Annotated in this window: 23 protein-coding genes; 15 read left to right on the plus strand and 8 right to left on the minus strand. The window is 50.9% G+C overall.

All coding sequences use genetic code 11. The features are described from left to right. The first annotated feature begins 212 nt into the window (after positions 1–212). The 6 genes from rpsD to UNDYM_RS02225 all read left to right on the plus strand — a co-directional run bounded on the left by rpsD (position 213) and on the right by UNDYM_RS02225 (position 5,615). Positions 213–836: a 30S ribosomal protein S4 gene (rpsD, locus tag UNDYM_RS02200; RefSeq protein ID WP_162039563.1), complete on the plus strand. Its 624-nt coding sequence runs from the start codon at positions 213–215 to the stop codon at positions 834–836. Between the two features lie 104 nt (positions 837–940). Beyond that, a complete protein-coding gene (gene rpoA, locus UNDYM_RS02205; RefSeq protein WP_110255934.1) occupies positions 941–1,918 on the plus strand; it encodes a DNA-directed RNA polymerase subunit alpha in 978 nt (325 codons plus the stop codon). Between the two features lie 124 nt (positions 1,919–2,042). Beyond that, a complete protein-coding gene (rplQ, locus tag UNDYM_RS02210; protein ID WP_162039564.1) occupies positions 2,043–2,438 on the plus strand; it encodes a 50S ribosomal protein L17 in 396 nt (131 codons plus the stop codon). Positions 2,439–2,700: 262 nt separating this feature from the next. Beyond that, complete coding sequence (cutA, locus tag UNDYM_RS02215) at positions 2,701–3,030, plus strand: divalent-cation tolerance protein CutA (protein WP_162039565.1); 330 nt, start codon at positions 2,701–2,703, stop codon at positions 3,028–3,030. Continuing rightward, positions 3,027–4,877: a protein-disulfide reductase DsbD gene (gene dsbD, locus UNDYM_RS02220; RefSeq protein ID WP_232063672.1), complete on the plus strand. Its 1,851-nt coding sequence runs from the start codon at positions 3,027–3,029 to the stop codon at positions 4,875–4,877. Before cutA ends, dsbD begins: the two co-directional genes overlap by 4 nt. A 99-nt stretch (positions 4,878–4,976) precedes the next feature. Beyond that, positions 4,977–5,615 (plus strand): peroxiredoxin, encoded by a 639-nt coding sequence (locus UNDYM_RS02225; protein ID WP_162039566.1) that lies wholly within the window; start codon positions 4,977–4,979, stop codon positions 5,613–5,615. A gap of 71 nt (positions 5,616–5,686) precedes the next feature. On the opposite strand, the gene sbcB is transcribed toward UNDYM_RS02225, so the two are convergent. From sbcB to yihA, 6 genes are all read right to left on the minus strand, one after another. Further along, positions 5,687–7,123 carry an exodeoxyribonuclease I gene (gene sbcB, locus UNDYM_RS02230; protein WP_162039567.1) on the minus strand — a complete coding sequence of 479 codons (1,437 nt, stop codon included), beginning with the start codon at positions 7,121–7,123 and terminating at the stop codon, positions 5,687–5,689. Positions 7,124–7,181: 58 nt separating this feature from the next. Beyond that, positions 7,182–8,276: a magnesium transporter CorA family protein gene (locus UNDYM_RS02235; protein ID WP_162039568.1), complete on the minus strand. Its 1,095-nt coding sequence runs from the start codon at positions 8,274–8,276 to the stop codon at positions 7,182–7,184. Continuing rightward, positions 8,257–9,507: a sterol desaturase family protein gene (locus tag UNDYM_RS02240; protein ID WP_162039569.1), complete on the minus strand. Its 1,251-nt coding sequence runs from the start codon at positions 9,505–9,507 to the stop codon at positions 8,257–8,259. Before UNDYM_RS02240 ends, UNDYM_RS02235 begins: the two co-directional genes overlap by 20 nt. Positions 9,508–9,517: 10 nt before the next feature. After that, entirely contained in the window at positions 9,518–10,198 is a 681-nt protein-coding gene (locus tag UNDYM_RS02245) for a lysoplasmalogenase (RefSeq protein ID WP_162039570.1), read from the minus strand. A gap of 5 nt (positions 10,199–10,203) precedes the next feature. Continuing rightward, positions 10,204–11,229, minus strand: a complete 1,026-nt coding sequence (gene hemB, locus UNDYM_RS02250; RefSeq protein WP_162039571.1) for a porphobilinogen synthase — start codon at positions 11,227–11,229, stop codon at positions 10,204–10,206. Positions 11,230–11,417: 188 nt separating this feature from the next. Further along, positions 11,418–12,152 carry a ribosome biogenesis GTP-binding protein YihA/YsxC gene (yihA, locus tag UNDYM_RS02255; RefSeq protein ID WP_162039572.1) on the minus strand — a complete coding sequence of 245 codons (735 nt, stop codon included), beginning with the start codon at positions 12,150–12,152 and terminating at the stop codon, positions 11,418–11,420. Between the two features lie 217 nt (positions 12,153–12,369). Between yihA and UNDYM_RS02260 the strand changes: the two genes are divergently transcribed. The 6 genes from UNDYM_RS02260 to UNDYM_RS02285 all read left to right on the plus strand — a co-directional run bounded on the left by UNDYM_RS02260 (position 12,370) and on the right by UNDYM_RS02285 (position 19,178). Then, positions 12,370–13,068, plus strand: a complete 699-nt coding sequence (locus tag UNDYM_RS02260) for a cytochrome c (protein ID WP_162039573.1) — start codon at positions 12,370–12,372, stop codon at positions 13,066–13,068. Between the two features lie 236 nt (positions 13,069–13,304). After that, positions 13,305–15,491 carry a cytochrome c biogenesis protein ResB gene (locus tag UNDYM_RS02265; protein WP_162039574.1) on the plus strand — a complete coding sequence of 729 codons (2,187 nt, stop codon included), beginning with the start codon at positions 13,305–13,307 and terminating at the stop codon, positions 15,489–15,491. A gap of 51 nt (positions 15,492–15,542) precedes the next feature. Next, on the plus strand, positions 15,543–16,691 hold the full coding sequence (gene ccsB, locus UNDYM_RS02270; protein WP_370529429.1) for a c-type cytochrome biogenesis protein CcsB: 1,149 nt from the start codon (positions 15,543–15,545) through the stop codon (positions 16,689–16,691). Between the two features lie 109 nt (positions 16,692–16,800). Then, positions 16,801–17,781, plus strand: coding sequence for a protein-methionine-sulfoxide reductase catalytic subunit MsrP (msrP, locus tag UNDYM_RS02275; protein WP_162039576.1), 981 nt, complete (start codon positions 16,801–16,803; stop codon positions 17,779–17,781). 13 nt (positions 17,782–17,794) lie between these two features. Further along, the gene (locus tag UNDYM_RS02280; RefSeq protein WP_162039577.1) at positions 17,795–18,421 is read left to right on the plus strand and encodes a sulfite oxidase heme-binding subunit YedZ; all 627 of its coding nucleotides are present in this window, start codon (positions 17,795–17,797) and stop codon (positions 18,419–18,421) included. A 127-nt stretch (positions 18,422–18,548) separates the two neighbouring features. Beyond that, entirely contained in the window at positions 18,549–19,178 is a 630-nt protein-coding gene (locus UNDYM_RS02285) for a 1-acyl-sn-glycerol-3-phosphate acyltransferase (RefSeq protein ID WP_162039578.1), read from the plus strand. Here the strand turns inward: UNDYM_RS02285 and UNDYM_RS31290 are convergent. Further along, positions 19,169–19,357, minus strand: coding sequence for a lipoprotein (locus UNDYM_RS31290; protein ID WP_370529430.1), 189 nt, complete (start codon positions 19,355–19,357; stop codon positions 19,169–19,171). The two genes, UNDYM_RS02285 and UNDYM_RS31290, sit on opposite strands and share 10 nt — an antisense overlap. Between UNDYM_RS31290 and cyaY the strand changes: the two genes are divergently transcribed. Further along, complete coding sequence (cyaY, locus tag UNDYM_RS02295; RefSeq protein WP_162039580.1) at positions 19,356–19,667, plus strand: iron donor protein CyaY; 312 nt, start codon at positions 19,356–19,358, stop codon at positions 19,665–19,667. The genes UNDYM_RS31290 and cyaY overlap by 2 nt on opposite strands. Positions 19,668–19,679: 12 nt before the next feature. On the opposite strand, the gene UNDYM_RS02300 is transcribed toward cyaY, so the two are convergent. After that, positions 19,680–21,842 carry a penicillin-binding protein 1A gene (locus tag UNDYM_RS02300; RefSeq protein ID WP_232063673.1) on the minus strand — a complete coding sequence of 721 codons (2,163 nt, stop codon included), beginning with the start codon at positions 21,840–21,842 and terminating at the stop codon, positions 19,680–19,682. A gap of 464 nt (positions 21,843–22,306) precedes the next feature. Here UNDYM_RS02300 and UNDYM_RS02305 point away from each other — a divergent pair, with 464 nt between their 5' ends. Together UNDYM_RS02305 and UNDYM_RS02310 are read left to right on the plus strand one after the other, a co-directional pair. Further along, entirely contained in the window at positions 22,307–23,386 is a 1,080-nt protein-coding gene (locus UNDYM_RS02305; RefSeq protein ID WP_162039582.1) for a pilus assembly protein PilM, read from the plus strand. Further along, complete coding sequence (locus UNDYM_RS02310; RefSeq protein WP_162039583.1) at positions 23,386–24,063, plus strand: PilN domain-containing protein; 678 nt, start codon at positions 23,386–23,388, stop codon at positions 24,061–24,063. Before UNDYM_RS02305 ends, UNDYM_RS02310 begins: the two co-directional genes overlap by 1 nt. Positions 24,064–24,073 lie beyond the last annotated feature (10 nt).

A 24,073-nucleotide genomic window follows, 5' to 3' on the forward strand; every position in this document is an offset into this window, starting at 1 on the left:
CAGGCAGAATTATTCTCTGCTGGCGTTCTTGCGGAATCTCCGTTAGAATGCAGACCCGCCATTTCGTTGGCGGGTTTTGTGTTGTGGAAATTTTAGAGTAGTAATCATTTTAATCAAAGGCCCAGCCTTTGTTGTTAAGACCACCGTCTGGTTGCAGGCAGATCAGACTAGCGTAGTGTAGAAAACATTACGTCATTTACAAGGAAAATATCGTGGCACGTTATATCGGACCAAAAGCAAAACTTTCCCGTCGCGAAGGCACGGACCTGTTCTTGAAGAGCGCACGCCGCTCCCTGGACTCCAAATGCAAACTGGACGCAAAACCAGGTCAACATGGTCGCACTTCCGGTGCTCGTACCTCTGACTTCGGTAACCAATTGCGCGAAAAGCAAAAAGTTAAACGTATGTACGGCGTTCTGGAACGTCAGTTCCGCCGCTACTTCGCTGAAGCTGACCGTCAAAAAGGCAATACAGGCGAAACACTGTTGAAATTGCTGGAATCCCGTCTGGACAACGTTGCTTACCGTATGGGCTTCGGCTCCACACGCGCTGAAGCACGCCAACTGGTCAGCCACAAAGCATTCACAGTCAACGGTATCGTTGTTAACATCGCTTCTTACCAGGTTAAAGCTGGTGACGTAGTTGCTGTTCGTGAAAAAGCGAAAAAACAAGTTCGTATCGCTGAAGCGCTGTCCCTGGCAGAACAATCCGGCATGCCTTCATGGGTATCCGTAGATGCGAAAAAACTGGAAGGTACTTTCAAGTCCATGCCAGATCGTAGCGACATCGCTCACGATGTCAACGAATCCCTGATCGTTGAATTGTATTCTCGTTAATATTCAAGTTTCACCGCCTGCCTGTTTAGCGACAGGCAGGCTTTTTTCTTTAATGCCGTCAGCCTTATCGGTGTAACGAACCGAGGGTATTGAAAAGGACATTCATGCAAAACAATCTGTTAAAACCACGTATTATCGATGTGGAAATGTTGGGTGCCGGTCACGCTAAAGTCGTGATGGAACCGTTTGAACGTGGCTATGGCCACACACTGGGCAACGCTTTGCGTCGCGTACTGTTGTCCACTATGGTTGGTTATGCACCGACTGAAGTTGTGATCGCCGGTGTCGTTCATGAATATTCTTCCCTCGATGGCGTGCAAGAAGACGTAGTCGACATCCTGTTGAACTTGAAAGGCGTCGTCTTCAAGTTGCACAACCGTGATGAAGTCACGCTGACATTGAAAAAAGATGGCGAAGGCGCTGTATTGGCCTCCGACATCGATCTGCCGCATGACGTAGAACTGATCAACCCGGATCACGTTATCGCCAATCTGACCGCCGGCGGTAAGCTGGACATGCAGATCAAGGTAGAAAAAGGCCGTGGCTATGTGCCAGGTAACGTTCGCCGCTTGTCTGAAGATGCGAACAAAACCATCGGTCGTATGATACTGGATGCGTCTTTCTCCCCAGTACGCCGTGTTTCTTACGCTGTGGAATCTGCCCGCGTTGAACAACGTACTGATCTGGATAAACTGGTTATCAATATTGAGACCAATGGCGTTATCTCTCCAGAAGAAGCAATCCGTCAATCTGCCCGCGTGCTGGTTGATCAATTGAATGTCTTCGCTGCCCTGGAAGGTACTGAAGCCGCTGCTGAAGCTCCATCCCGCGCACCTGCAGTTGATCCTGTCCTGTTGCGTCCGGTCGATGATCTGGAACTGACAGTACGTTCAGCCAACTGCCTGAAAGCAGAAAACATTTACTACATTGGTGATCTGATCCAGCGTAGCGAAAATGAACTGTTGAAGACACCAAATCTGGGTCGCAAGTCCTTGAACGAAATCAAGGAAGTTCTGGCTTCCCGTGGTTTGTCTCTGGGCATGAAACTGGAAAACTGGCCACCTGCTGGCCTGGAAAAATAATTTTGTCTGACGGGTGAGCTGAGACAGCCTGCCCGTTTTTTAAGCGTAGTAAAAATACTTACCGGCCCGCGATAAGTTTGTTTATCGATAGAAGAGCTGGCATTTAAATCTGAAAGGAAATACCATGCGTCACCGTCACGGCTTACGTAAGCTGAATCGTACTTCTTCCCACCGTCTGGCAATGCTGCGCAACATGACAGTATCTCTGCTGCGTCACGAAGCCATCAAAACAACTTTGCCAAAAGCCAAAGAACTGCGCCGTGTTATCGAGCCGATTCTGACTTTGGGTAAAACAGACACACTGGCTAACAAGCGTCTGGCTTTCAACCGTTTGCGCGACCGCGAAATGGTAGTCAAGCTGTTTGCTGAACTGGGCCCACGTTACGCAAATCGTAACGGCGGCTACCTGCGCATCCTGAAAATGGGTTTCCGCGTCGGCGACAATGCTCCTATGGCATACGTTGAACTGCTGGACCGTCCAGAAGGCGTAGATGCAGCTGATGCACCAGTTGCTGAGTAATTAAGGCATTTGGGTATCATGCCCAGACTGCTCAAAGCTTGAAAAAGCCGTTCAGTGTAAACTGAACGGCTTTTTGCTTATGAATGCGTGTTTTTGGCTATGCTTGAGGCCAGGCTCATAAGTACGCTGGAGAACGCGTTCAAGCAAGGCAGGTGCAGGTATTATTTTGCTATATGCTGTAATGCCCTTCACCTTACACCCGACTAAATATCATGCAGCTTTTATCAAGCGCAGTGACGTTGCCAGCGAATAGGGAATAGCGATGGATGATGACAATCTGATCCTGGTATTAACTAATCTGCCAGACCGTGATATTGCCAAAAAACTGGCTGGCCAAGTCATTGCCGAAAAATTGGCCGCCTGCGTGAACATTTCTGCTGATATATTGTCCATCTACAACTGGGATGGTGAACAACAGGCGGATACTGAAGTGCAATTGATGATCAAGACCCGGCAAGCTTGCTATGCCAGGCTGGAAGCACTGATACTCGCCCAGCATCCCTATGATTTACCCGAAATAATAGCCATCCCCCTGGTAGCCGGATTACCGGCTTACTTTGACTGGGTGAGAAAAGAAACCGAAACGCCATGAATGCCTCAACACCGCTGTTTTCTGCACCCATGCCAGCCAAGCCACAAAACTTCCAGATAGCACAGCTATGGCGTCTGTGTGCCCTGGTGTTGGCCTTGCTGTTACCATCATTATTCTCACCCTTCGCCAGCGCAGAAGACTTTCTCGACCCTGAAGAGGCATTCAAGGTATCTGCCAAAATGGCAGAGCCAGGCATGGCCGAGGTGACTTTTATGATAGCAGACGGTTATTACCTGTATCGTGAGCGTTTCAAATTCAGTTCAGACGATGCCAAGCTCGGCGATATTGTCATGCCGGCAGGCAAGGTAAAATTCGATGAAACCTTTCAGAAGGAAGTCGAGACTTACCGCCATTCCCTGGTGGTGCGCGTACCCGTACAGGCCGCAGCAGATTTCACGCTGAAGATAGGCCGCCAGGGTTGTGCCGATGGTGGCCTGTGTTACCCACCGCTGGAAACGCCCGTTAAATTGCAAATTGCTGGCACAGTATCGACACCTCCAGCTGCATCTGCTGTGTCAAAAAGTGATTCAGAAATAGTTGCCAGTAAAGCTGCAAGTGACTCCTCAGAAGATGATAGCTCTGTCATCAGCAAGGCTCTCAAAGGTGGCAAGCTGCTGGTCATTTTGCCTCTGGCTTATATTTTCGGTCTTGGCCTGTCATTGACGCCTTGCGTATGGCCCATGGTGCCTATACTTTCCTTCATCATTGTTGGCGAAGGTGTCAGCGTTACCCGCGCTCGCGGCTTTCTGCTTTCCCTTGCCTACGTGTTGGGCACCACGGTCTTGTACACGGTATTTGGTGTCGCTGCGGCTCTTGCTGGTGAGAGTCTGGCTGCGGAGTTGCAGAAACCAGCCGTACTGGGCACCTTCTCACTGTTCATCGTGATTTTCGCGTTGTCCATGTTTAACGTCTACCAACTGCAGATGCCTGCGGCACTGCAGACGAAATTAACGACCCTGTCTGAGGGGCAGACAAAAAATCGCAGGATAGGCAAACTGTTCGGTGTATTTGTCATGGGCGTGATTTCAGCACTCATCATAGGCCCATGCGTTACCGGGCCGCTGGCAGGCGCTTTGGTGTATATCAGCCAGACCAGGGATATCACCGTGGGTGGTTCAGCCATGTTCATGCTGTCCCTGGGCATGGGGACGCCATTATTGTTACTGGGTGTCTCAGCCGGAAGTTTGCTGCCAAAAGCCGGTGCATGGATGGAAAGTGTCAAGCGCTTCATTGGCGTATTGATGTTGGCCCTGGCTATCTGGATGGTCAGCCCTGTGATTCCCGTTGGTGTACAGATGCTGGCCTGGGCAGCCCTGTTAATCGGTTTCGGCGTATATCAGTTCATTTTCCAGCGCAGTGGTATCTTCAACAAGGCTGTGGCGGTAATCTGTTTCCTGATCGGCGCAATACAGTTGCTCGGTGTCGCAACGGGTGGCCGCGATGTGTTTTCACCAGTCGCGCATCTTTATGGCGGACCGACAGAACATGTGAAATTCACCCGTATACACAGCATCGCCGAACTCGATGCTGCCGTAGCGCAATCCAAGGGCAAGACGGTCATGCTGGATTTCTATGCGGACTGGTGTGTCTCGTGTAAAGAGATGGAAAAACTGACCTTCCCTGAAGCCAAGGTCAAAGCCAGGCTCGACAATATGCTGCTGTTGCAAGCCGATGTCACGGCTAACAATGCGGACGATAAAGCCTTGCTGAAGCGCTTTGGCCTGTTTGGTCCGCCAGGCATTATTTTCTTTGATGCCCAAGGCAAGGAAATTGCAGGCCAGCGGGTTATTGGTTATCAGAATGCAGATAAATTCCTGCAATCGCTGAACCGTGCGGAAGGCAAATAAAGTATATTCAAAGAATATATAAGCATGCAACTAAACTATCCTTGAGTAAGCAGGGTAGAGCGGCTATATTCGAGTTCTCATTTCTTTTTGGAGAAACAAATGACTTTGCGTTTAGGCGATATCGCCCCAGATTTCGAGCAGGATTCTTCTATTGGCCCTTTGAAATTTCATGAGTGGGCAGGCAATTCCTGGGTAGTTTTGTTCTCCCATCCAGCTGACTTCACACCAGTTTGTACGACAGAGCTGGGTTTGACCGCAAAGCTCAAGCCAGAGTTTGACAAGCGCAATGTCAAAGCCATCGCCTTGTCAGTTGATGGTGCAGAATCCCATCTGCAATGGATCAAGGATATTGAAGACACACAAAAAACTGTCGTCGGTTTCCCTATCGTTGCTGATGCTGACAAGAAAGTTGCAGCACTGTATGACATGATCCACCCTAACCAGTCCGAGACTGTCACGGTGCGTTCCTTGTTCGTCATCGATCCGAACAAAAAAGTCCGCCTCATCATCACTTACCCGCTGACTACAGGCCGTAATTTTGATGAAGTCTTGCGCGTCATTGATGCCCTGCAATTGACGGATGGCTATACCGTTGCGACACCAGGTAACTGGCGTGATGGTGATGATGTCATCATTCCTTTGTCTATCAAGGATGAAGAAGTCATCAAGCAAAAATATCCTAAAGGTTTTACTGCTGCACGCCCTTATCTGCGCGTGACACCACAGCCAAACAAATAAGTCGTGCCTAGCGCATAAACAAAAGCCACAATTGATTCGTGGCTTTTGTTTTTTAGCGCGAAAAATAGAAACTATCGCGACGGCACTATCATTTCAGCATAGTCATACAAGGCACCCAAAATTTCTTCTGCCGCTTCGTCTGCCGTTTCTGACAGAGTATCGATTTCATTGAAATACATCTCCACCGTCCTGGCATTGCCTGCACCATCGAGCAGACGTGCCGCCCGGTGTTCTTCCCAGTTTTCCTGCTCTTCCACGCTCAGGCTGTCAAAGAAATTGCGAGCGCGGTAGCGGAACAGTAATTCAGTCAGGCGCGGGTCCTGAAAGCTGGTGCTGGCCTTGGCGAGCTGCGCGCCATTCATGCGGCGTAAATCATTCAAGAGGCGGCGATCACCGGTGCCGACAAAGCCGCCATACAAGTCTTCATCAACATCGCTGGCAGCCGCCTCAGGGCGGGCATACACCTCTTCCCAGATTGCCTTGGCGGAGTCTGGCAGGGACGCCGCCTTGATGACGTGCTCCTGCACCTGATGCAAATCTATCTTCCAGCGTTCAGCCATGGGGGCAGACAAGGTTTTCAGATTGCCGATGACGATGGGTGACTTGTTGATATGTATGCTTTTCACAGGCAAGCGCGTTACACCTTCAGGCAAGGCGTCGCTCTTGCTGAACATGCGCAATTGTATGGTCTCTGCATCCAGTCCAGCAAGCTCCGCCGGGTCATGCGACAGGTCCCAGGCGATAACTTCATTCTTGTTCTTGGGGTGCATGGCCAGCGGCCACATAACGGCCAGGCAACCACGCTCGGTAGGGAACATGCCGGAAATATGCAGGAAAGGTTTGTCCAGCACGGGCATGCCTATTTCAGCGGCGGCCTTGTCTTTCTTGTGCAAGGCAAAACAAAACTCGAACAGCTTGGGCTGACGCTCGCGTATCAGGCGCGCCAGTGCTATCGTGGCACGCACATCTGACAAGGCATCATGCGCAGCTTCATGTGCAATCCCATTCTCCTTGGTCAGGTGTTCAAGGCGGAAGCTGGGCTTGCCTTCATCATTCTTTGGCCAGTTGATACCCTCAGGGCGCAGCGCATAACAGGTGCGCACCATGTCCATGATGTCCCAGCGGCCACAATTGTTTTGCCATTCGCGCGCATACGGGTCGATGAGGTTGCGCCAGAACATGAAGCGGGTAATTTCATCATCGAAGCGTATGGTGTTATAGCCCACGCCTATGGTGCCGGTCTTGCCGAGTTCCTGTTCTATCTTTGCTGCAAACTCATGCTCGGGTATGCCGCGCTCCAGGCAGGTTTGTGGCGTGATATGAGTGATCAGGCAAGATTGCGGGTCAGGCAAAAAATCATTGGCAGGCTGGCAGTACAGCATGACAGGTTTGCCGATTTCATTGAGCTCGGCATCGGTGCGTATGGCAGCAAATTGCGCGGGTCTGTCGCGCCGGGCCACTGCACCAAAGGTTTCGTAGTCATGCCAGAGAAAGGTATGTTCTTGCATTGGTAATTAAAATTAATTTATTGAATTGGTCTTCTCAGACCGCATTTTATCCGGCATCTCAATCAAGGCGACGGCTGGCGCGGTCTTCGAGATAGCGCTGACTGCGAAAATAAATCAGCAAGAGCACGACAATGGCACCCATCGCCCCCATGGTGTACCAAAAACCCGAGGCATGCTTGAGCAGGGGCATGGCTTCAAAGTTCATACCAAAGATGCCGGTGATCAGAGTCAGTGGCATGAACAGGGCAGTGATGACGGTCAGGGTGCGCATGATTTCACTGGTCCTGTGTGCCATCGCTGCGAAGTGGATTTGCACTGCTGACTCCAGTGATGCTTCCAGGCGGCGTGCATGGTTCAGCACGCGGCTGATATGCTCCATCACATCATTGGTGCGCACCAGCAACAAGTCCTTGGCGCGGCTATTACCGTCATGGGTATCGACGATATGGTCGCGCAATTCCTGCATGGCATCGCGCTGCTCTTCACAGAGGTTATCGAGCTTGCGCAATTCTACCCGTGAATCGAGCAAGGCCAGCCAGTTGTTAAAGGGGCGGCGTGGGTCCAGCAAGGCATGTTGCCAGCGGTCGAGTTGCTGGGTCAGTGGCTGGCGCAATTCCAGGTATTGATCCACCATGGCATTCAATAGCCTTAACATCAGTTCTTCTGGCGAGGCAGGCAGGCGGCTGCCATGGGTATTGTTTTCAGCTTTGGACTTGTAGTCCAGCAGGCGCTGGCGTGCGAGTTCCACCGTGCGGCTCTGTGTCGGGCGTACCGTGATCAGCACATTTTGCATGAGCAAAAAAGATACCGGCGTGGTGGCCAGCTTGTTCAAGGCAGCGGGTATCTTGCGCTTCACACTGTTCTTGCTGTCGCCATTGCTTTCTGTCAGCGTCAGCTTGCGGAATACCACCAGCTCATAATCTTCTGTCGCATCAAAATATGATGGATGGCTAAGGTTGGTGACGTCCTTTAGATGCAAGTCATAAATCTGTATGCCCGTTATCGCTTCAATGCGGCTGCGCCAGGCATCGGGATCGGTAGTCACTTCTTCGTGACAGGTATCAATCCATAAAAAACCGCCGGCCCTGACCAGAGCAGCCGGGGCTTCAGGGTTTTGGAATGTCTGCGTATCGTTAATGTGGAAGATGTCCATGCGTCTTTTGTCGTGAAAAAATAAGCCAGAGCCAGCCCAGGGAAATCAGGCAAACGGCGCTCAGCAATGCCTGCTCAGGTGTCGATAAGGCAAAGGAATAAAACCAGCTGGCAGTAAACAGGTTCATCAGTAAGATGCACAGTATACGCACAGTCTCAGGCAGCAGATAAATACGACCTCTTTCCATCAGGCCACCTATGCACCACAGGCCCATGACCAGCCAGCTCACATAGATGGTGGCGTTCAGCGCACTGATGTTTTTATAGACCAGTAAAAAGTGAGTTGCTGCCTCCAGCAAGAGGATGAACTGCACGATGCAATACCAGGCCGTGGCCTTGCTCATGGACGGGTTATAGATAGTCCGGTTGATATCAAATGCCACCGGCGCAGACAGGGCAAGCAGGTCGGCAGGACGCCAGCCCGGCGGACGCAACCATATCTGCAATTTGTCCAGCCAGTTCCTTGTGCGCCAGGCATCCAGCCAGACCTGCTCATACACTTCCAGATTCGCCCATAAAGGATTCCAGCTGCGCAAGGGCTTGCGCGTGCCATACACGATATCGACATGGTCGCGTTCTTCAATGAAGGTGCCAAACAGCCGGTCCCAGATGATGAGGATGCCACCAAAATTCTTGTCCAGATACATATCATTGACAGCATGATGGACGCGGTGATTCGAGGGCGATACAAACACGCGGTCAAACCAGCCCAGCTTGCCTATCTGCTCGGTATGCACCCAGAACTGGTACAGTAGATCAATAAGGGCAACAGCGACAAATACATCGAGCGGAAAGCCGATAACGGCCATGGGCAAATAAAATATCCAGCCAAACAAAGGCCCGGTGCTGGTTTGTCGCAATGCTGTACTCAGATTGTATTGCTCACTCTGGTGATGCACGACATGGGCCGCCCACAACAGATTGGTCTGGTGCCCCATCCTGTGCAGCCAGTAATACAAAAAATCATACAGCAGCAGCGCAGCTACCCATGTCCAGACACTGTCTGATGGCAGGCTGAACAGTGACAGATGCTTGAGCACCAGCGCATACATGCCTATCGAAAACAGTTTGGAAAATGCTCCTATGATCTGGCTCATGACACCCAGGGACAGGCTGTTGAGTGAATCATTGATGCGGTATAAATGACGTTGGCGTTTGCGCGCTACGATAAACTCAAGAGCGATCAGGATGAAAAAAACCGGACTGGCAAAGGTAATGATTTTTTCATGCATGATCCTGGCCTTATTCAGTAGAGGATGACGTGACCGAAGCTGCAATCAGCCACAGCGCCAGGTAATAGCTGCTGAGGATGAGCAAGGGAGAATGTGCGATAGGCGAGTAGAAGCGGTTATAGGCCAGCAGAGTGTCTGACAGCATGAAGCACAGACCACCAATCATAGCCAGACGGCCAGACATGCTGCGCAACTGCAAGCCACGGCTGATGGCTTGTGCTGTCATACAAAGCAGCAGGCAAACGTAAGCAACAACAGGTATTTGCAGGGCGGTGGGCAAGCCCGGCCAGAGTATCCACAGGTTGATGATGCCAAGGGCCGCGATACCAGCAAAAGCAAGTGGTTTGCCAGCAAAGCGGCTGTCACTGATCAGTGCACGCAAGAAGCAGATGTGGGCCAGCAAAAAACTCAGCAGGCCACATAAAAAACCATGGCGAAATACTGTGCCAGTTAGCATCAGAAAGATGTCACCAATCAGCGAACAGATGATGCCAATCAGTATGGCAGTTTGATAGATGCGACTGATGACAGGCTTACTTTGCCATGCAAAAAAGAAGATGGCGAGCGTGGTCAGTGGTTTGAAAACATAATGAAGATATTGCGCGCCGCTGATTTCTTTTCCCCATTCCGCACCGGCAATTGCCAGCGCAGCAAAAATGAAGATGAATGCAGCGCGCAACATCGCAGGCATGGTTATCAGCCAGTGTGCTTCAGCAGGCGCGCAACATCGCGGGCGAAATACGTCAGGACGCCATCAGCACCGGCACGCTTGAATGCCAGCATGGATTCCATCATGGTCTTGTTATGATCGAGCCAGCCATTTTGCGCTGCTGCCTTGATCATCGCATATTCACCACTAACCTGGTAAGCAAAGGTCGGCACCTTGAATTCATCCTTGACCCTGCGCACGATATCCAGGTAAGGCATGCCGGGTTTGACCATGACCATATCAGCACCTTCAGCGAGATCCAGTGCCACTTCGCGCAGCGCTTCATCGCTATTCGCCGGGTCCATCTGGTAACTGGCTTTATCGCTTTTGCCGAGGTTGGCGGCAGAACCCACGGCTTCACGGAAAGGACCATAAAATGCAGACGCATATTTGGCCGAATAAGCCATGATGCGGGTGTGGATGAAATTATTCGCTTCGAGCGCATGACGGATTGCGCCTATGCGTCCATCCATCATATCGCTGGGAGCAACGATATCGACACCAGCCTCTGCCTGTACCAGTGCCTGGCGTACCAGCATGGCCGTGGTCTCATCATTGAGGACGTAACCGTCAGCATTCAATAAACCATCCTGGCCGTGGCTGGTGTAGGGATCCAGTGCCACGTCGGTCAATATGCCGAGTTCCGGGAAGCGGCTTTTCAGTTCGCGTACGGCGCGCGGAATCAGGCCCTTGGGATTGGTGGCTTCTATGCCATCCGGGGTTTTCAGATGCGGGTTGATGGCTGGGAACAATGCCAGCACCGGTATGCCCAGCGCCACGCAATCCTCGGCCACGCCCATGAGTAAATCTATGGTTACTCTTTCCACGCCAGGCATGGATGAAACTTTTTCACTTTGATTGACACCGTCGATAACAAAAACGGGGTAAATCAGGTCGGCAGCAGTGACCATGTTTTCACGCATCATTGCGCGGGAAAACGCATCTTTACGCATGCGGCGCATGCGTATGGCCGGGAAGTGTGCCGAGGGATGAAGAGATTTATTAGATGACATAGGATGAGGTAATCAGATGAAAAGAATTTTATGCAGGTTAATGAAACTTTTTTTAAGTTGCAACATCTTAATGCACAGGTTGGATCAACTCCACGCCTACCGCTTCTCCTCCCTGAGCGGGCACCGTTCGTCCCTATTCGTAACGGTGTTATTACCCCGGCAAAAAGACTAATTTTGCCGGGGTTTTTTTATTCTTCGTCAGTTTGCTGATCGCTTGTCGTGTCTGCCGGTGCAGTTCCATCAAGATGTTCTGCTGGATCTATATCCAGACCGACCAGGCGTTGTACTGCTGCATCGGCTTCTTCTATGCCTATGCGTTTCAGCGCAGAAAATAATTGCAGACTGAAAGGGAACAGCGGCCCCTCATCATCCACGTAACTGTCGAGTACCGCTTTGGCTTTGCGCAAAGCATCGGTACATTCGCTGCGATTGAGTTTATCTGCCTTGGTCAAAATGCAATGGATGGGGCGGCCAGTTGGTGCAAACCATTCCAGCATCTGTATATCCAGGTCAGTAAATGGGCGGCGGGCGTCCATGATCAGGACCAGGGCTGCCAGTTGCGTGCGTCTTTGTACATAGGCACCGAGCAACTGGTTCCAGTGTTGCTTGGCGGCACCTGGTACCTCGGCATAGCCATAGCCCGGCAAATCCACCAGCAGGGCGCGGATTTCATCGACCCTGGTTTCATCCTTGCGGTGCTGGCCCACATGGGCGCCACCAATGGAAAAATAATTAATGTGTTGAGTGCGCCCCGGTGTTTTTGAGGCAAAACAGAGTTTCTTCTGATTGCACAGGGTATTGATGGCGGTCGATTTGCCAGCGTTGGAGCGGCCAGCGAAAGCAATTTCCGGCACGTGGGTGCGCGGGAGATCGCGCAGATGATTCACCGTAGTGAAGAAGCGGGCTTGCCAGAGGATAGACATAGAGGAAAGGAATAATGGAAAAATGCAACATAAGGCAGTAAAAACGCCCGAAAGCTATTGTACAATAAGGGGTTAGGTCTTGGGCAGCGATTAAAACCATGTCCACATGCCAGTTTTGTACGTATTTCGTTGCAAAAGAGTGCCTTTTTACGTATCAAATCGCTGCAATATGTCGCCAATAGGGCAGATTTCTATTATTTAGTCTCAGGGTGTTTGAATGAACCGTGCTTTCTTATCGTTGTCTAAGTCCATCAGCGTCGCAGTCCTGGCGGTATCGTCTTTTGCCTCTTCGGTCCATGCTAATGAAGTAGCCAAGCCAGCCAAGGCTGACCCAGTCAAAGGCGAAGCACTGTATACCAATGGCGACGCAGCCCGCGGCATTACTGCCTGCGTATCCTGCCATGGTGCAGCCGGTAATTCCACCATTGCTGCCAATCCCAAGCTGTCTGCCCAGCACGAAGCTTACCTGGTCAAACAACTGACCGATTTTACTGGTGATACACGCAAAAATGCCATCATGACCACCTTTGCCAAGGCCATGACAGCAGATGACATGAAAAACGTTGCTGCTTACCTGGCTACACAAAAATCCAAACCAGGTACAGCAAAAAACAAGGATATCGTTGAACTGGGCAAGCAAATCTATCGCGGTGGTATCGCCGAGAAAAATGTTCCTGCCTGCGCAGGCTGCCATAGTCCAAATGGCGCTGGTATCCCGGCACAATTCCCACGCATCGCTGGCCAGCATCAGGATTACACGATTGCCCAGCTGACAGGCTTCCAGAACGGTTCCCGCAAGGATGGTGCAAAAATCACCGGTGCCCGCCAGAACAGCGCGCAGATGATGACGATAGCCAAGAAAATGTCTGAAGACGAAATCAAGGCGGTTGCAGACTACGTTGCTGGTCTGAAGTAAACCATCAGGTAAAGTATTTGAGGAGGGGGTGGCAATAGCCATCCCCTTTTTTCATGATGGATGCCCGTGTAATAGCTATTCACCTGCATTCAGCCAGATTTTAATGAAGCGTGTACTATTCGTTGCGCCCGGATATTGATATAAAACACTTCCTGGCAAGGATGTTTCTTTTAACATCTGCAGCAAGCATTTTGCGCAAGCATCATCTGTCATATCCCAAGTAATAAGCAGAGAGTATGGAAAACAAGATAGAAGGCGATCAGCCTGCAGATACTGGCGGCATACAGCTGCAAACCCGACGCGCCTGGCTGGCGGATGCGGTTGAATTGCTGTCTTCCATGCGTTTTGCCATCAGCTTGTTGACACTGATCGCGATTGCCTCAGTGATAGGTACGGTGCTCAAGCAAAATGAGCCCATGCCTAACTATGTGAATCAGTTTGGCCCTTTCTGGTTTGAGATTTACAGCAAACTCAGCCTGTATGCCGTGTATTCAGCCTGGTGGTTCTTGCTCATCATGACTTTCCTGGTGATCTCGACTTCATTATGCGTGATACGCAATGCACCGAAGATGATCAAGGACATGCGTAGCTGGCGCGATAATGTGCGTGAACAATCCTTGCGTAATTTCCATCACCGTTCCGAGTGGCAAAGCAGCAATGGCCGGGGTAAGATGACTGAGCAGATACTGGCCCATCTGGCACGTGTCGGTTACCGTTTCAAGCTGGTTGAAAAAGAAGGCGCAACTCTGATCGCCGCCAAACAGGGCGCGGCAAATAAATGGGGTTATATCTTTGCCCATAGTGCGATTGTCATCATTTGTGTGGGCGGTTTGCTGGATTCTGAATTGCCTATACGTTTCCAGCAATGGTTCATGGGCAAGGTGCCGTTTGAAGGGAGTGGCATTATTGCCAAAATACCGGAGCAGCACCGTTTGTCTCTGTCCAATCCTACCTTCCGCGGCAATACCATGATCCCTGAAGGGGCCAGCAGCAGCACGGCCATCTTGCCGCAGGCAAGCGGTGTGCTGGTACAGGACTTGCCTTTCACCATCAAGCTGAAAAAATTCACGATCGATTTTTATTCCACCGGCATGCCCAAGCTGTTTGCCAGCGATGTGGAAGTCACTGACCATGATACTGGTAAGTCCTTCTCCTCTACCATCAAGGTCAATGAGCCTTTGATTTATAAAGGTATTGCAGTCTATCAATCAAGTTTTGAAGATGGCGGCAGCCGTCTGCAGGTCAAGGCTTATCCCATGCTCGGGCCAGATGCCAGCACGCTTGCCATGACAGGTGAAGTGGGGGGCAGTACGGCATTGAAGCCGGGTACGGGTAATGACTTTACGATAGAGTGGTCTGGCTTCCGGCCATTCAATGTTGAGAACATGGCGCGTAATGGCAGTGACGTCAGGGCGGTGAATCCCAATCAGACCCTGAATGAAAAATTCACGGCTGACCTGGACAAGCATCTGGGCTCTGCCGCCAAGAATGCCAATAATAAAGATTTGAAGAATGTCGGCCCCAGCCTGCAATATAAATTGCGGGATAAAACTGGCCAGGCCAGGGAGTTTCATAACTACATGCAGCCCGTTGAGATCAATGGTGACTACATGATTTTGGCTGGCACGCGCGATTCGCCAGGCGACGCCTTCCGCTATCTGCGTATTCCTGCCGATGATGAGGACAGTATAAAGGACTGGATGCGTTTGCGTGCAGCAGTACAAAATCCTGAAATGCGTGCTCAGGCTGTAACGCGCTTCGCCGAGAGTGCATTAAAAAGAAATCAATCCAGTGGTGCGCAAAAATCTGATTTGTGGGCAACTTCTGCGAAGATCAGTCTGGAGGCTTTTGCCGGAGATGATAAATTATCCGGCCTGAATGCCATTTCCAAATTGCTGGAAAAAGTCCCGCAGGCAGAACAAGAGAAGGTCGCCGAAGGCTTTATCAAGGTCTTGAACGGCACCATGTGGGAGTTATGGATGGTCGCCCGTGAAAAAGAGGGTTTGCCCGCTTTTGAGCTGGATGAAAAACATGCACGTTTCCTGCAACTGGCGATAGGTGCGTTGTCTGACGCTACTTTCTACGGTGCACCAGTCTATTTGCAACTCACCGGTTTTGATGAGGTCAAGGCATCGGTATTGCAGGTCACGCGTTCACCAGGCAAGAATGTGGTGTATCTTGGCTGCCTGTTTCTGGTCATAGGCGTGTTTTCCATGTTCTACATCCGTGAGCGCCGTTTGTGGGTATGGATCAAGGATAATGACCATGGTGCACATGCATTGATGGCGCTGAGTTCCCAGCGCAAGACACTGGATTTTGAAAAAGAATTTGAGCAATTGAAATTGCATTTGCAGCAACTGAGTACGCAAGCCGGGTTGGAGAGTCAGGCAGCGCCTGCAGATACACCACGAAATGCAGAGTAATCGACTACACTATGAAGCAGGTGGCCTGATGGCCCGAGCATCTGGGGAAATATGATGGAAGCGACACAGAATTACACACCCTACCAGGGTTTCTTTAAACGACTGTCGATAGCGGACTGGTTATACGCCGTGGGCTTGTGCATGGCGTCCCTGTTTGCCTTCAGCCGGTTTGGTGCCTATATGGACGGCTATGAAAAGGCCATCGTCTTGCTGGCTGCGCCCACATTTGCCTGGCTGGGCTGGTACTGGAAACCTGTGCGGCCACTGCTGGTGATACTGGCTGTGCTGAGTCTGTTTGCCATACAGCTATACGGTGGCTCACTGGATATGGCGAACAAAAAATTCTTCCTCAAATACCTGCTGTCCAGCCAGTCTGCCATCTTGTGGATGAGCACTTTATTTTTCCTGTCCACCCTGTTTTACTGGGGCGGCCTGATCGCTCGCTCTGATTTTGGCGCTTCGGTCGGTACCGTATTGTGCTGGTCCGCAGTGGTCATGGGCTTCACCGGCATGCTGGTGCGCTGGTATGAGTCTTATCTGATCGGTGCCGATGTCGGTCATATCCCGGTCTCGAATCTGTATGAAGTATTCATTTTGTTTTCGATGATTACGGCGATGTTTTATTTGTATTATGAACAGCAATATCGTACCCGCCAGTTGGGGCCATTTGTCATGCTAGTCATTTCGGCGGCAGTCGGTTTCTTGCTGTGGTACACCGTCAGCCGTGAAGCTGCAGAGATCCAGCCACTGGTGCCTGCATTGCAAAGCTGGTGGATGAAAATACACGTACCCGCCAATTTCATCGGTTATGGTACTTTTGCCCTGGCAGCCATGGTGTCTGTTGCCTATCTGCTCAAATCCAAAGGCTATCTGGCTGACCGTCTGCCAGCGCTGGAAGTGCTGGATGATATTATGTACAAGGCTATTGCTGTTGGCTTTGCCTTCTTCACAATTGCCACGATCCTTGGTGCCTTGTGGGCAGCCGAAGCCTGGGGTGGCTACTGGTCATGGGACCCGAAAGAAACCTGGGCACTGATCGTCTGGCTCAATTATGCAGCATGGTTGCACATGCGCCTCATGAAAGGCTTGCGTGGTCAGGTCGCGGCCTGGTGGGCGCTGGTGGGTTTGTTGGTGACCACTTTTGCTTTCCTCGGCGTGAACATGTTCTTGTCCGGTCTGCACTCTTACGGCACGCTATAAATATTGAGATAATTTGTAAGGATCAGCAGGAAACTCCGACTCATGAGAAACTAGGGCGTAATAGCGATGTCAAACCGCTGTTGCGCCATACTCAACCACGGAGTCCCCCATGCTGATCAAACGTAGCCCTAATGGCATAGACTTGCCTTTCTCTTCAGAAATCACGCCTCGTGCAGTGTTTGATGCGCGCCGTGATTTTATCCGCAAGATGGCACTTGGTTCCATCGCTGGCACCTCCCTGTTTGAAATGGCCAACCGCGCCGCTTTTGCCCAGAACCCTGGCGCGCAAAAACTGGCCGCAAATCCGAATTCTGCCTATGCGCTGATGGAAAAGCATACCGCCTACAAGGACGCGACGACCTACAATAATTTCTATGAGTTCGGTACCGACAAGGCTGATCCGGCAGTGACTGCTCACACACTGAAGCCGCGCCCCTGGTCTGTCAGCATAGAAGGTGAAGTCAAAAAGCCAATGACGCTGGACCTGGACAGCCTCATGAAACTGGCACCAATGGAAGAACGCATTTATCGCCTGCGCTGCGTTGAGGGCTGGTCCATGGTGATACCCTGGGCAGGTTATTCATTGTCCAACCTCATCAAAAAAGTTGAACCTACGGGTAATGCCAAATATATAGAATTCATCACACTCGATGACAAGAAGCAAATGCCAGGCTTGCGCAGCCCTGTGTTGCAATGGCCTTATGTAGAAGGTCTGCGCATGGATGAGGCAAATCATCCGCTGGCCTTGCTGACTTTTGGCATGTACGGCGAAGTCTTGCCTAATCAAAATGGTGCGCCGGTGCGTATGGTCTTGCCTTGGAAGTATGGTTTTAAATCTGCCAAGTCCATCGTCAAGATACGCTTCGTCAAGGAGCAGCCACGCACAGCCTGGAACCTGGCGGCAGCCAATGAATATGGTTTTTATTCGAACGTGAACCCTGAGGTTGATCACCCGCGCTGGTCGCAAGCGACTGAGCGCCGTATTGGTGAAGATGGCCTGTTTTCACGCAAGCGCAAGACCCTGATGTTCAATGGCTATAGCGAAGTGGCGTCGCTGTATTCAGGCATGGACTTGAAAAAGTTATTCTAGGATAGACGCACCCATGTTGCTCACCAATAAGCAGGTCTCCCAGTTCAAGATAGTCTTGTTTGTCCTGGCATTGTTGCCGTTTATCAGGCTGGTCAGTTTTGTATTACTGGACAAGCTGGGCGCGAACCCGGTTGAATTTATCACCCGCAATACGGGTGACTGGACCCTGTATTTCCTGTGCATGACTTTGGCCGTGACGCCTTTGCGCAAGCTCTTGCACATGCCCTGGTTAATCCGGTGTCGACGCATGCTGGGCGTATATACTTTCTTTTACGCCATCCTGCATTTCATGACCTTCTTGTGGTTCGACCACTTCTTTGATGTGGCCGAGATGTGGAAGGATGTTATCAAGCGCCCCTTCATCACCGTCGGCTTCATCGCCTTTGTCTTGCTGATCCCTCTGGCTGTGACCAGTACCAATGGCATGATCAAACGCCTGGGCGGCAAGCGCTGGCAGTGGTTGCATAAGTTGATCTATTTGATCGCACTGCTGGGCGTACTTCATTATTTCTGGATGAAGGCCGGCAAGCATGACTTCTCTCAACCAATATTGTTTGGCCTCATCGTTGCCGCTCTGCTCATGATACGTCTTTGGTGGCGCTGGTCTGGCCGTGAGCCTGTGCTTGTGACGGGAGCCTGAGTCCTGCTCAGTTTGTCCGCTTTACATGTTGCGGGCGCACATTGATCTTGTTTTACAGCGCATATTTCTTCTTGGCATAATCGCGTTTTTGAAGAATGCGGGCACAGACCCTTTCATTGCGTAAAACATGGAAGACTATTTACTCGAAAAGAAGACGGTTGCGACACTTACCCAGCGTGTCGCGGTCAGTATCCTGGGTTTGATAGGCTGGCGCGTACTGTACCGGCCCTTGCCGGGGCCGCGTGGTGTCATTATCGTTTATCCCCATACCTCGAACTGGGACTTTGTCGTCGGTATCCTGGCCAAGCTGGCGATAGGCATGCCTTTTCACTTCATCGCCAAATCCTCTTTGTTTGAGGGTTTGACTGGTGCCACCATAGGCCGTCTGGTGCGCTACCTCGGTGGCGAGCCAGTAGAGCGTGGAGTATCAAGCGGGACAATCGCCCGCCTGGCAGAAAAAATCAATCGGTCAGACTGGTACTGGATGGCGATCACGCCTGAAGGAACACGCAGCCGGAAGCCATATTGGCGCAGCGGCTTTTATCATATTGCCACCACGGCAAAAGTACCCTTAGGCTGCGCCCGCTTTGACTTTGCCAGGCGAGAAGTCGTGCTGGTTGATTACCTGACACTGACAGGTGAGCAGGCACAGGATCTGGCCAGCATTGCCGCTGTATATCAAGGTGTGCAAGGCTGCCGCCCCGAGCAGGCTGGCCCCATCGCATTTCGCCCTGAGGATGGCAATGTTCAGGGCTGAGCTGGCGTGTTGTTTGTGCTGACAGGGGCAGGCTTGGTCGGCATGACCAAGGGGCCCTTCTGGCCGCAAGCCGACAATAAAGACATGATGAAAAATAGGCTAATCAGTTTGCGCATCTTGTATTCCCTGAACACCGTATAGAATGGCGTTTTACTTATGAAGACGCTGGAGTGTAGCATGACTGAATCTGAATTCCTGGTACTGGCAGATACTTGCTTGCAGCAAGTTGAGGAATTATTCGAACTAGCCTTTGAAAACGATGAGTACGATGTCGAATGCAGCCGTAGCGGCAATGTGCTGACGGTGGAATTTATCGATACCAATTCAAAAATCATCGTCAATAGCCAGGCGCCGATGCAGGAGATGTGGGTGGCAGCGCGTAGCGGTGGTTTCCACTATAAGTATGACGGCCAGCACTGGCTCAATACGCGCGACGGGTCAGAATTGTTTGCAACCTTGTCCCGCGTGGCGCAAGAGCAAGGTCGCTAATTCACCGTTCTCTTATTCCTCGATGACACTGATAGGCGGAGCCAGGCTGCTGACACCTGAACCTGGCGGATTTTCTGCATAATAATAGTCACCATCGACGGCGATGATACCCTTGGGTACCGGCCTTTCTTCGATAGGGAAATCCTTCAGGGTTTTTTGCATGTAACCTATCCAGATAGGCAGTGCAAGACCGCCGCCGGTTTCTTTATTTCCCAGGTTTCTGGGTTGGTCAAAACCTATCCAGGCTATACCAACGACTTTGGACTGATAACCGGCAAACCAGGCATCGAAAGAATCATTGGTGGTGCCAGTCTTACCCGCAATGTCCGGGCGTTTCAAGACCAGAGCCTTGGTCGCCGTTCCCATTTTGACGACATCGCGCATCATGCTGTCCATCAGGAAGGCATTGCGCTCATCAATGACGCGATTGGCTTCATCGCCAGCCATGTCGGGCTTGGTTTGTACCAGCACCTGGCCATTGCTGTCGGTGATCTTGGAAATCAGGTAAGGATTAACCTTGTAGCCGCCATTGGCAAACACGGCATAAGCACCTGCCATTTGCAGAGGCGTCACCGCACCGGCGCCGAGTGCCAGAGTCAGGTAGGGCGGGTTTTTCTCAGGCAAAAAGCCAAAGCGATTGGTATATTCCTGCCCATATTTCGCGCCTATCTTGTGCAGGATGCGGATGGAAATCATGTTCTTGGACTTGGTCAGGCCGCGACGCATGGTCATCGGGCCTTCGTATTTGCCATCATAATTCTTTGGCTCCCAGGCCTGACCACCGGTCTGCCCCGCATCAAAGCTGATAGGTTCATCATTGATGATGGTCGACGGTGACAGGCCTTTTTCCAGCGAAGCAGAATAGATAAATGGCTTGAAGCTGGAGCCGGGTTGACGCCAGGCCTGGGTCACGTGGTTGAATTTGTTGAGGTTATAGTCAAAACCACCGACCAGGGCGCGGATTGCTCCATCGGTGGTGTTTGCCGCAACAAAGGCCGATTGCACTTCAGGCATCTGGGTAATGCTCCAGCTCTTGCCTTCCAGCACCACGCGTATCACGGCACCGCGCTGTATGCGCTTGTTGGCTGGTGTTTTTACCGACAGGCCGCTGGCGGCGAAAGTCAGGCCAGTATCTTCGATACGGATTTCTTCACCGGACGACAACACTGCCCGTACCAGTTTTGGGGTTGCTTCCAGCACCATGGCGACTTGCAAGTCATCGCTGTCGGTATGTTCAGCCAGTTCTTTCTCTATGGCGTCTTCGGCTGCTTCCTTGCCTTCGGGTATGGTGATGATTGCTTCCGGGCCACGATAGCCATGACGTTTTTCATAATCCATGACACCACGACGCAGGGACAGATAGGCCGTGTCCTGGTCACTCTTGGTAATCGTGGTGTAAACATTCAGGCCTCGGGTATAGGTTTCTTCCTTGAATTGCTCATATACCAACTGACGCGCCATTTCTGCAACATATTCTGCGTGGATGCCAAATTCATTGCTATTGGTTTTGGTGATCAGTTCTTCATTTTTGGCTTGTTCGTATTGCGCCTCGGTGATGTAGCCAAGATTGCGCATCCTTTGCAAGATATATTGCTGCCTGACGGTTGCCCGCTTGGGATTGGCGACCGGGTTATAGGCGGATGGTGCTTTTGGCAAGCCTGCCAGCATCGCCGCTTCAGCGATGGTCACATCCTTCAAGTCTTTGCCAAAATAGATTTGCGCGGCGGAAGAAAAGCCATAGGCGCGCTGCCCCAGATAAATCTGGTTCATATAAATTTCCAGGATCTGGTCCTTGCTCAGATTCTGTTCTATCTTCCAGGCCAGCAGGATTTCATAAATCTTGCGCTTGAAGGTCTGTTCACTGGACAGGAAGAAATTCCTGGCGACCTGCTGGGTAATGGTAGAGGCACCCTGTTTGGCACCGCCCGTCAGATTATGTACTGCCGCACGGGTGATGCCCTGGTAATCAACGCCGCCATGTTCATAGAAGCGGTCATCCTCGATCGCCAGCACGGCTTTTTTCATGATCTCAGGGATGTCCTTAAAGCGCACGACATTGCGTCGTTCCTCGCCAAATTCAGCAATCAGCATATTGTCAGCCGAGAACACCCGCAGTGGCATTTTAGGTTTGTAGCTGGTAATGGAATCCAGTTCTGGCAGATTTGGATAAGCCATTGTAAGTGCAAAACCAATAATTAATGCTCCTGCTACAACTAATCCGAATAAAACCCCCGCAGTTCCGAGTACAATGCGGGCGAAAAGCTTTCCAGCACTGCGCTTTTGTGGCTCAGGTTGATTGTCGGGTTCTTTGTTTTGCTCTGACATAGGGGCTAATTGTAAATAAGGCAGCGCACATTATAGCTGTCTTCGGTGAGCATTAGACTGTCAGCAGATAAGCGGATTTGTAAGCAAATTTTCAGAATATTCGGAATATACGTGGATATTTGGCAACGCATAAGGGTAGTGCTGCGCGGAAATTGCTTTACCAATGCCAGTCTTATTGCTAGGATTTCATGTAAGCTTGGATAATTGTCTTGTAAATAGCGGTTTTTAAAGGCAATTTACTTTTGGCAATATAATGTTTCGCACATGTAATTTTGTGTAAATTGAAATGATGATGTAATCGTGAGGGGATATTCTTGGCTTTAGATCTGGCTTCGTTGCTCGGCAGAAAAAATCCGCCACTATTTGGTCTGGATATCAGTTCTCTCGATATCAAGCTTGTTGAACTTTCGGAAGGAAGCAACAAGTCCTATCGACTTGAGCGCTATGCCTCAGAACCACTGCCCAAAGGCGCGGTGCTGGATGGCAATATCGAGAATATTGAACAAGTGACTGAGGCAGTCCGCAAACTCGTGAAGAAAAGCGGAACCTCGGCCAAAAACGTAGCAATGGCAATGCCGGCTTCTGCCGTCATTACAAAAAAAATTATACTCGGCGGTACCCTGACCGAACAGGCACTTGAAGTGCAGGTTGAGTCAGAGGCTAGTCAGTACATACCTTTCTCCATGGATGAAGTCAGCCTGGATTTCTGTGTGCTGGGACCGGCGGCCAATGCGGAAGAAGATATAGAAGTGATGCTCGCTGCGTCCAGAAAAGAAAAAATTGAAGATCGCGTAGCCATCATACAGGCAGCGGGTTTGCAAGCCAAAGTCATGGATATTGAATCCTATGCTGCGCGTGCTGCCGTCTCACGTCTGGTCGATCAGCAGGCTAATGGCGGCAAGGACCAGATCTACGCTATTTTCCAGATAGGCTCCAAACGAACTTATATTTTCATCATGCTTAATGGCGAAGTTATTTATGAGCGTGAACAGCAGTTTGGTGGCGCCCAGCTTACCCAGGATATCGTCAGGAATTATGGCTTGTCCATAGAAGAAGCGGAGCAGAAAAAGAAAAATGGTGATCTGCCCGACACCTATGAAATGGAATTGCTCGAACCTTTCCTGGAAAGTGCAGCGCTGGAAGTAACCCGCGCCATACAGTTCTTCTTCACTTCCACCCCTTTTACGCGAGTAGATCAGATTTATCTGACTGGTGGTTGTGCGGTGATATCAGGTTTGGTCGATATTATTGCAGAGCGTACCAAGATTTCTACGGCAGTCGTCAGCCCGTTCAAGGGCATGGAGCTAGGTTCGGGCGTCAATGAAAAAGCTTTGCGCAATGATGCTCCGGCTTACATGGTTGCCTGTGGTCTGGCATTACGGAGATTTGGCTGATGATCAAGATTAATCTCCTGCCGCACAGGGAAGAAAAGCGCAAGCAGCTCAAGAGTGATTTTTATGGTCTGTTGTTACTGGCTGCGATAGCTGGTGCTCTGGTGGTTGTGGTGGTAAGTGCTTACTTTGGGCGTGAGCTTTCAATCCAGAATGATAAGAATGACTTTATCAAGAAAGAGATCGCCCAGCTTGATGAGCGCATCAAAGAAATCGCTACACTGAGGCAGGAAATTGATGGTTTGAAAGCCCGCCAGCAAGCCGTTGAGGATTTGCAGGGGGATCGTAATCAACCTGTATATTTGCTTGATGAACTGGTCAAGCTGACACCTGAAGGGGTTTACCTCAAGCAATTGAATCAGGATGGTCAGAAGGTTACTTTGGCTGGTTACGCACAATCCCAGGACAGGGTCGCTGAATTTATACGTAACCTGGGCAATAAGTCGGATTGGATGTTCAAGCCAGAACTGAATGACATTCACTCAACCGGTTTGGGGCAGGGCAGGGATGCCAAGAAAGTATTTGAGTTCAAGGTGAATGCAGGTATCAAGCGTCCGCGTGAAAGAGAAGAGGCAGCTTCACAGGCTGCCGCCTCGGCCGCCGCCGCTACTGCTACGCCTGGTTCTGTTGCTCCTGCTGCGCCTGCTTCGTCAGCCGCCAGCGCAGCCAAAAAACCTTAGTGTGTGATTA

Source organism: Undibacterium sp. YM2, from assembly GCF_009937975.1.
Taxonomy (GTDB): Bacteria; Pseudomonadota; Gammaproteobacteria; order Burkholderiales; family Burkholderiaceae_D; genus Undibacterium.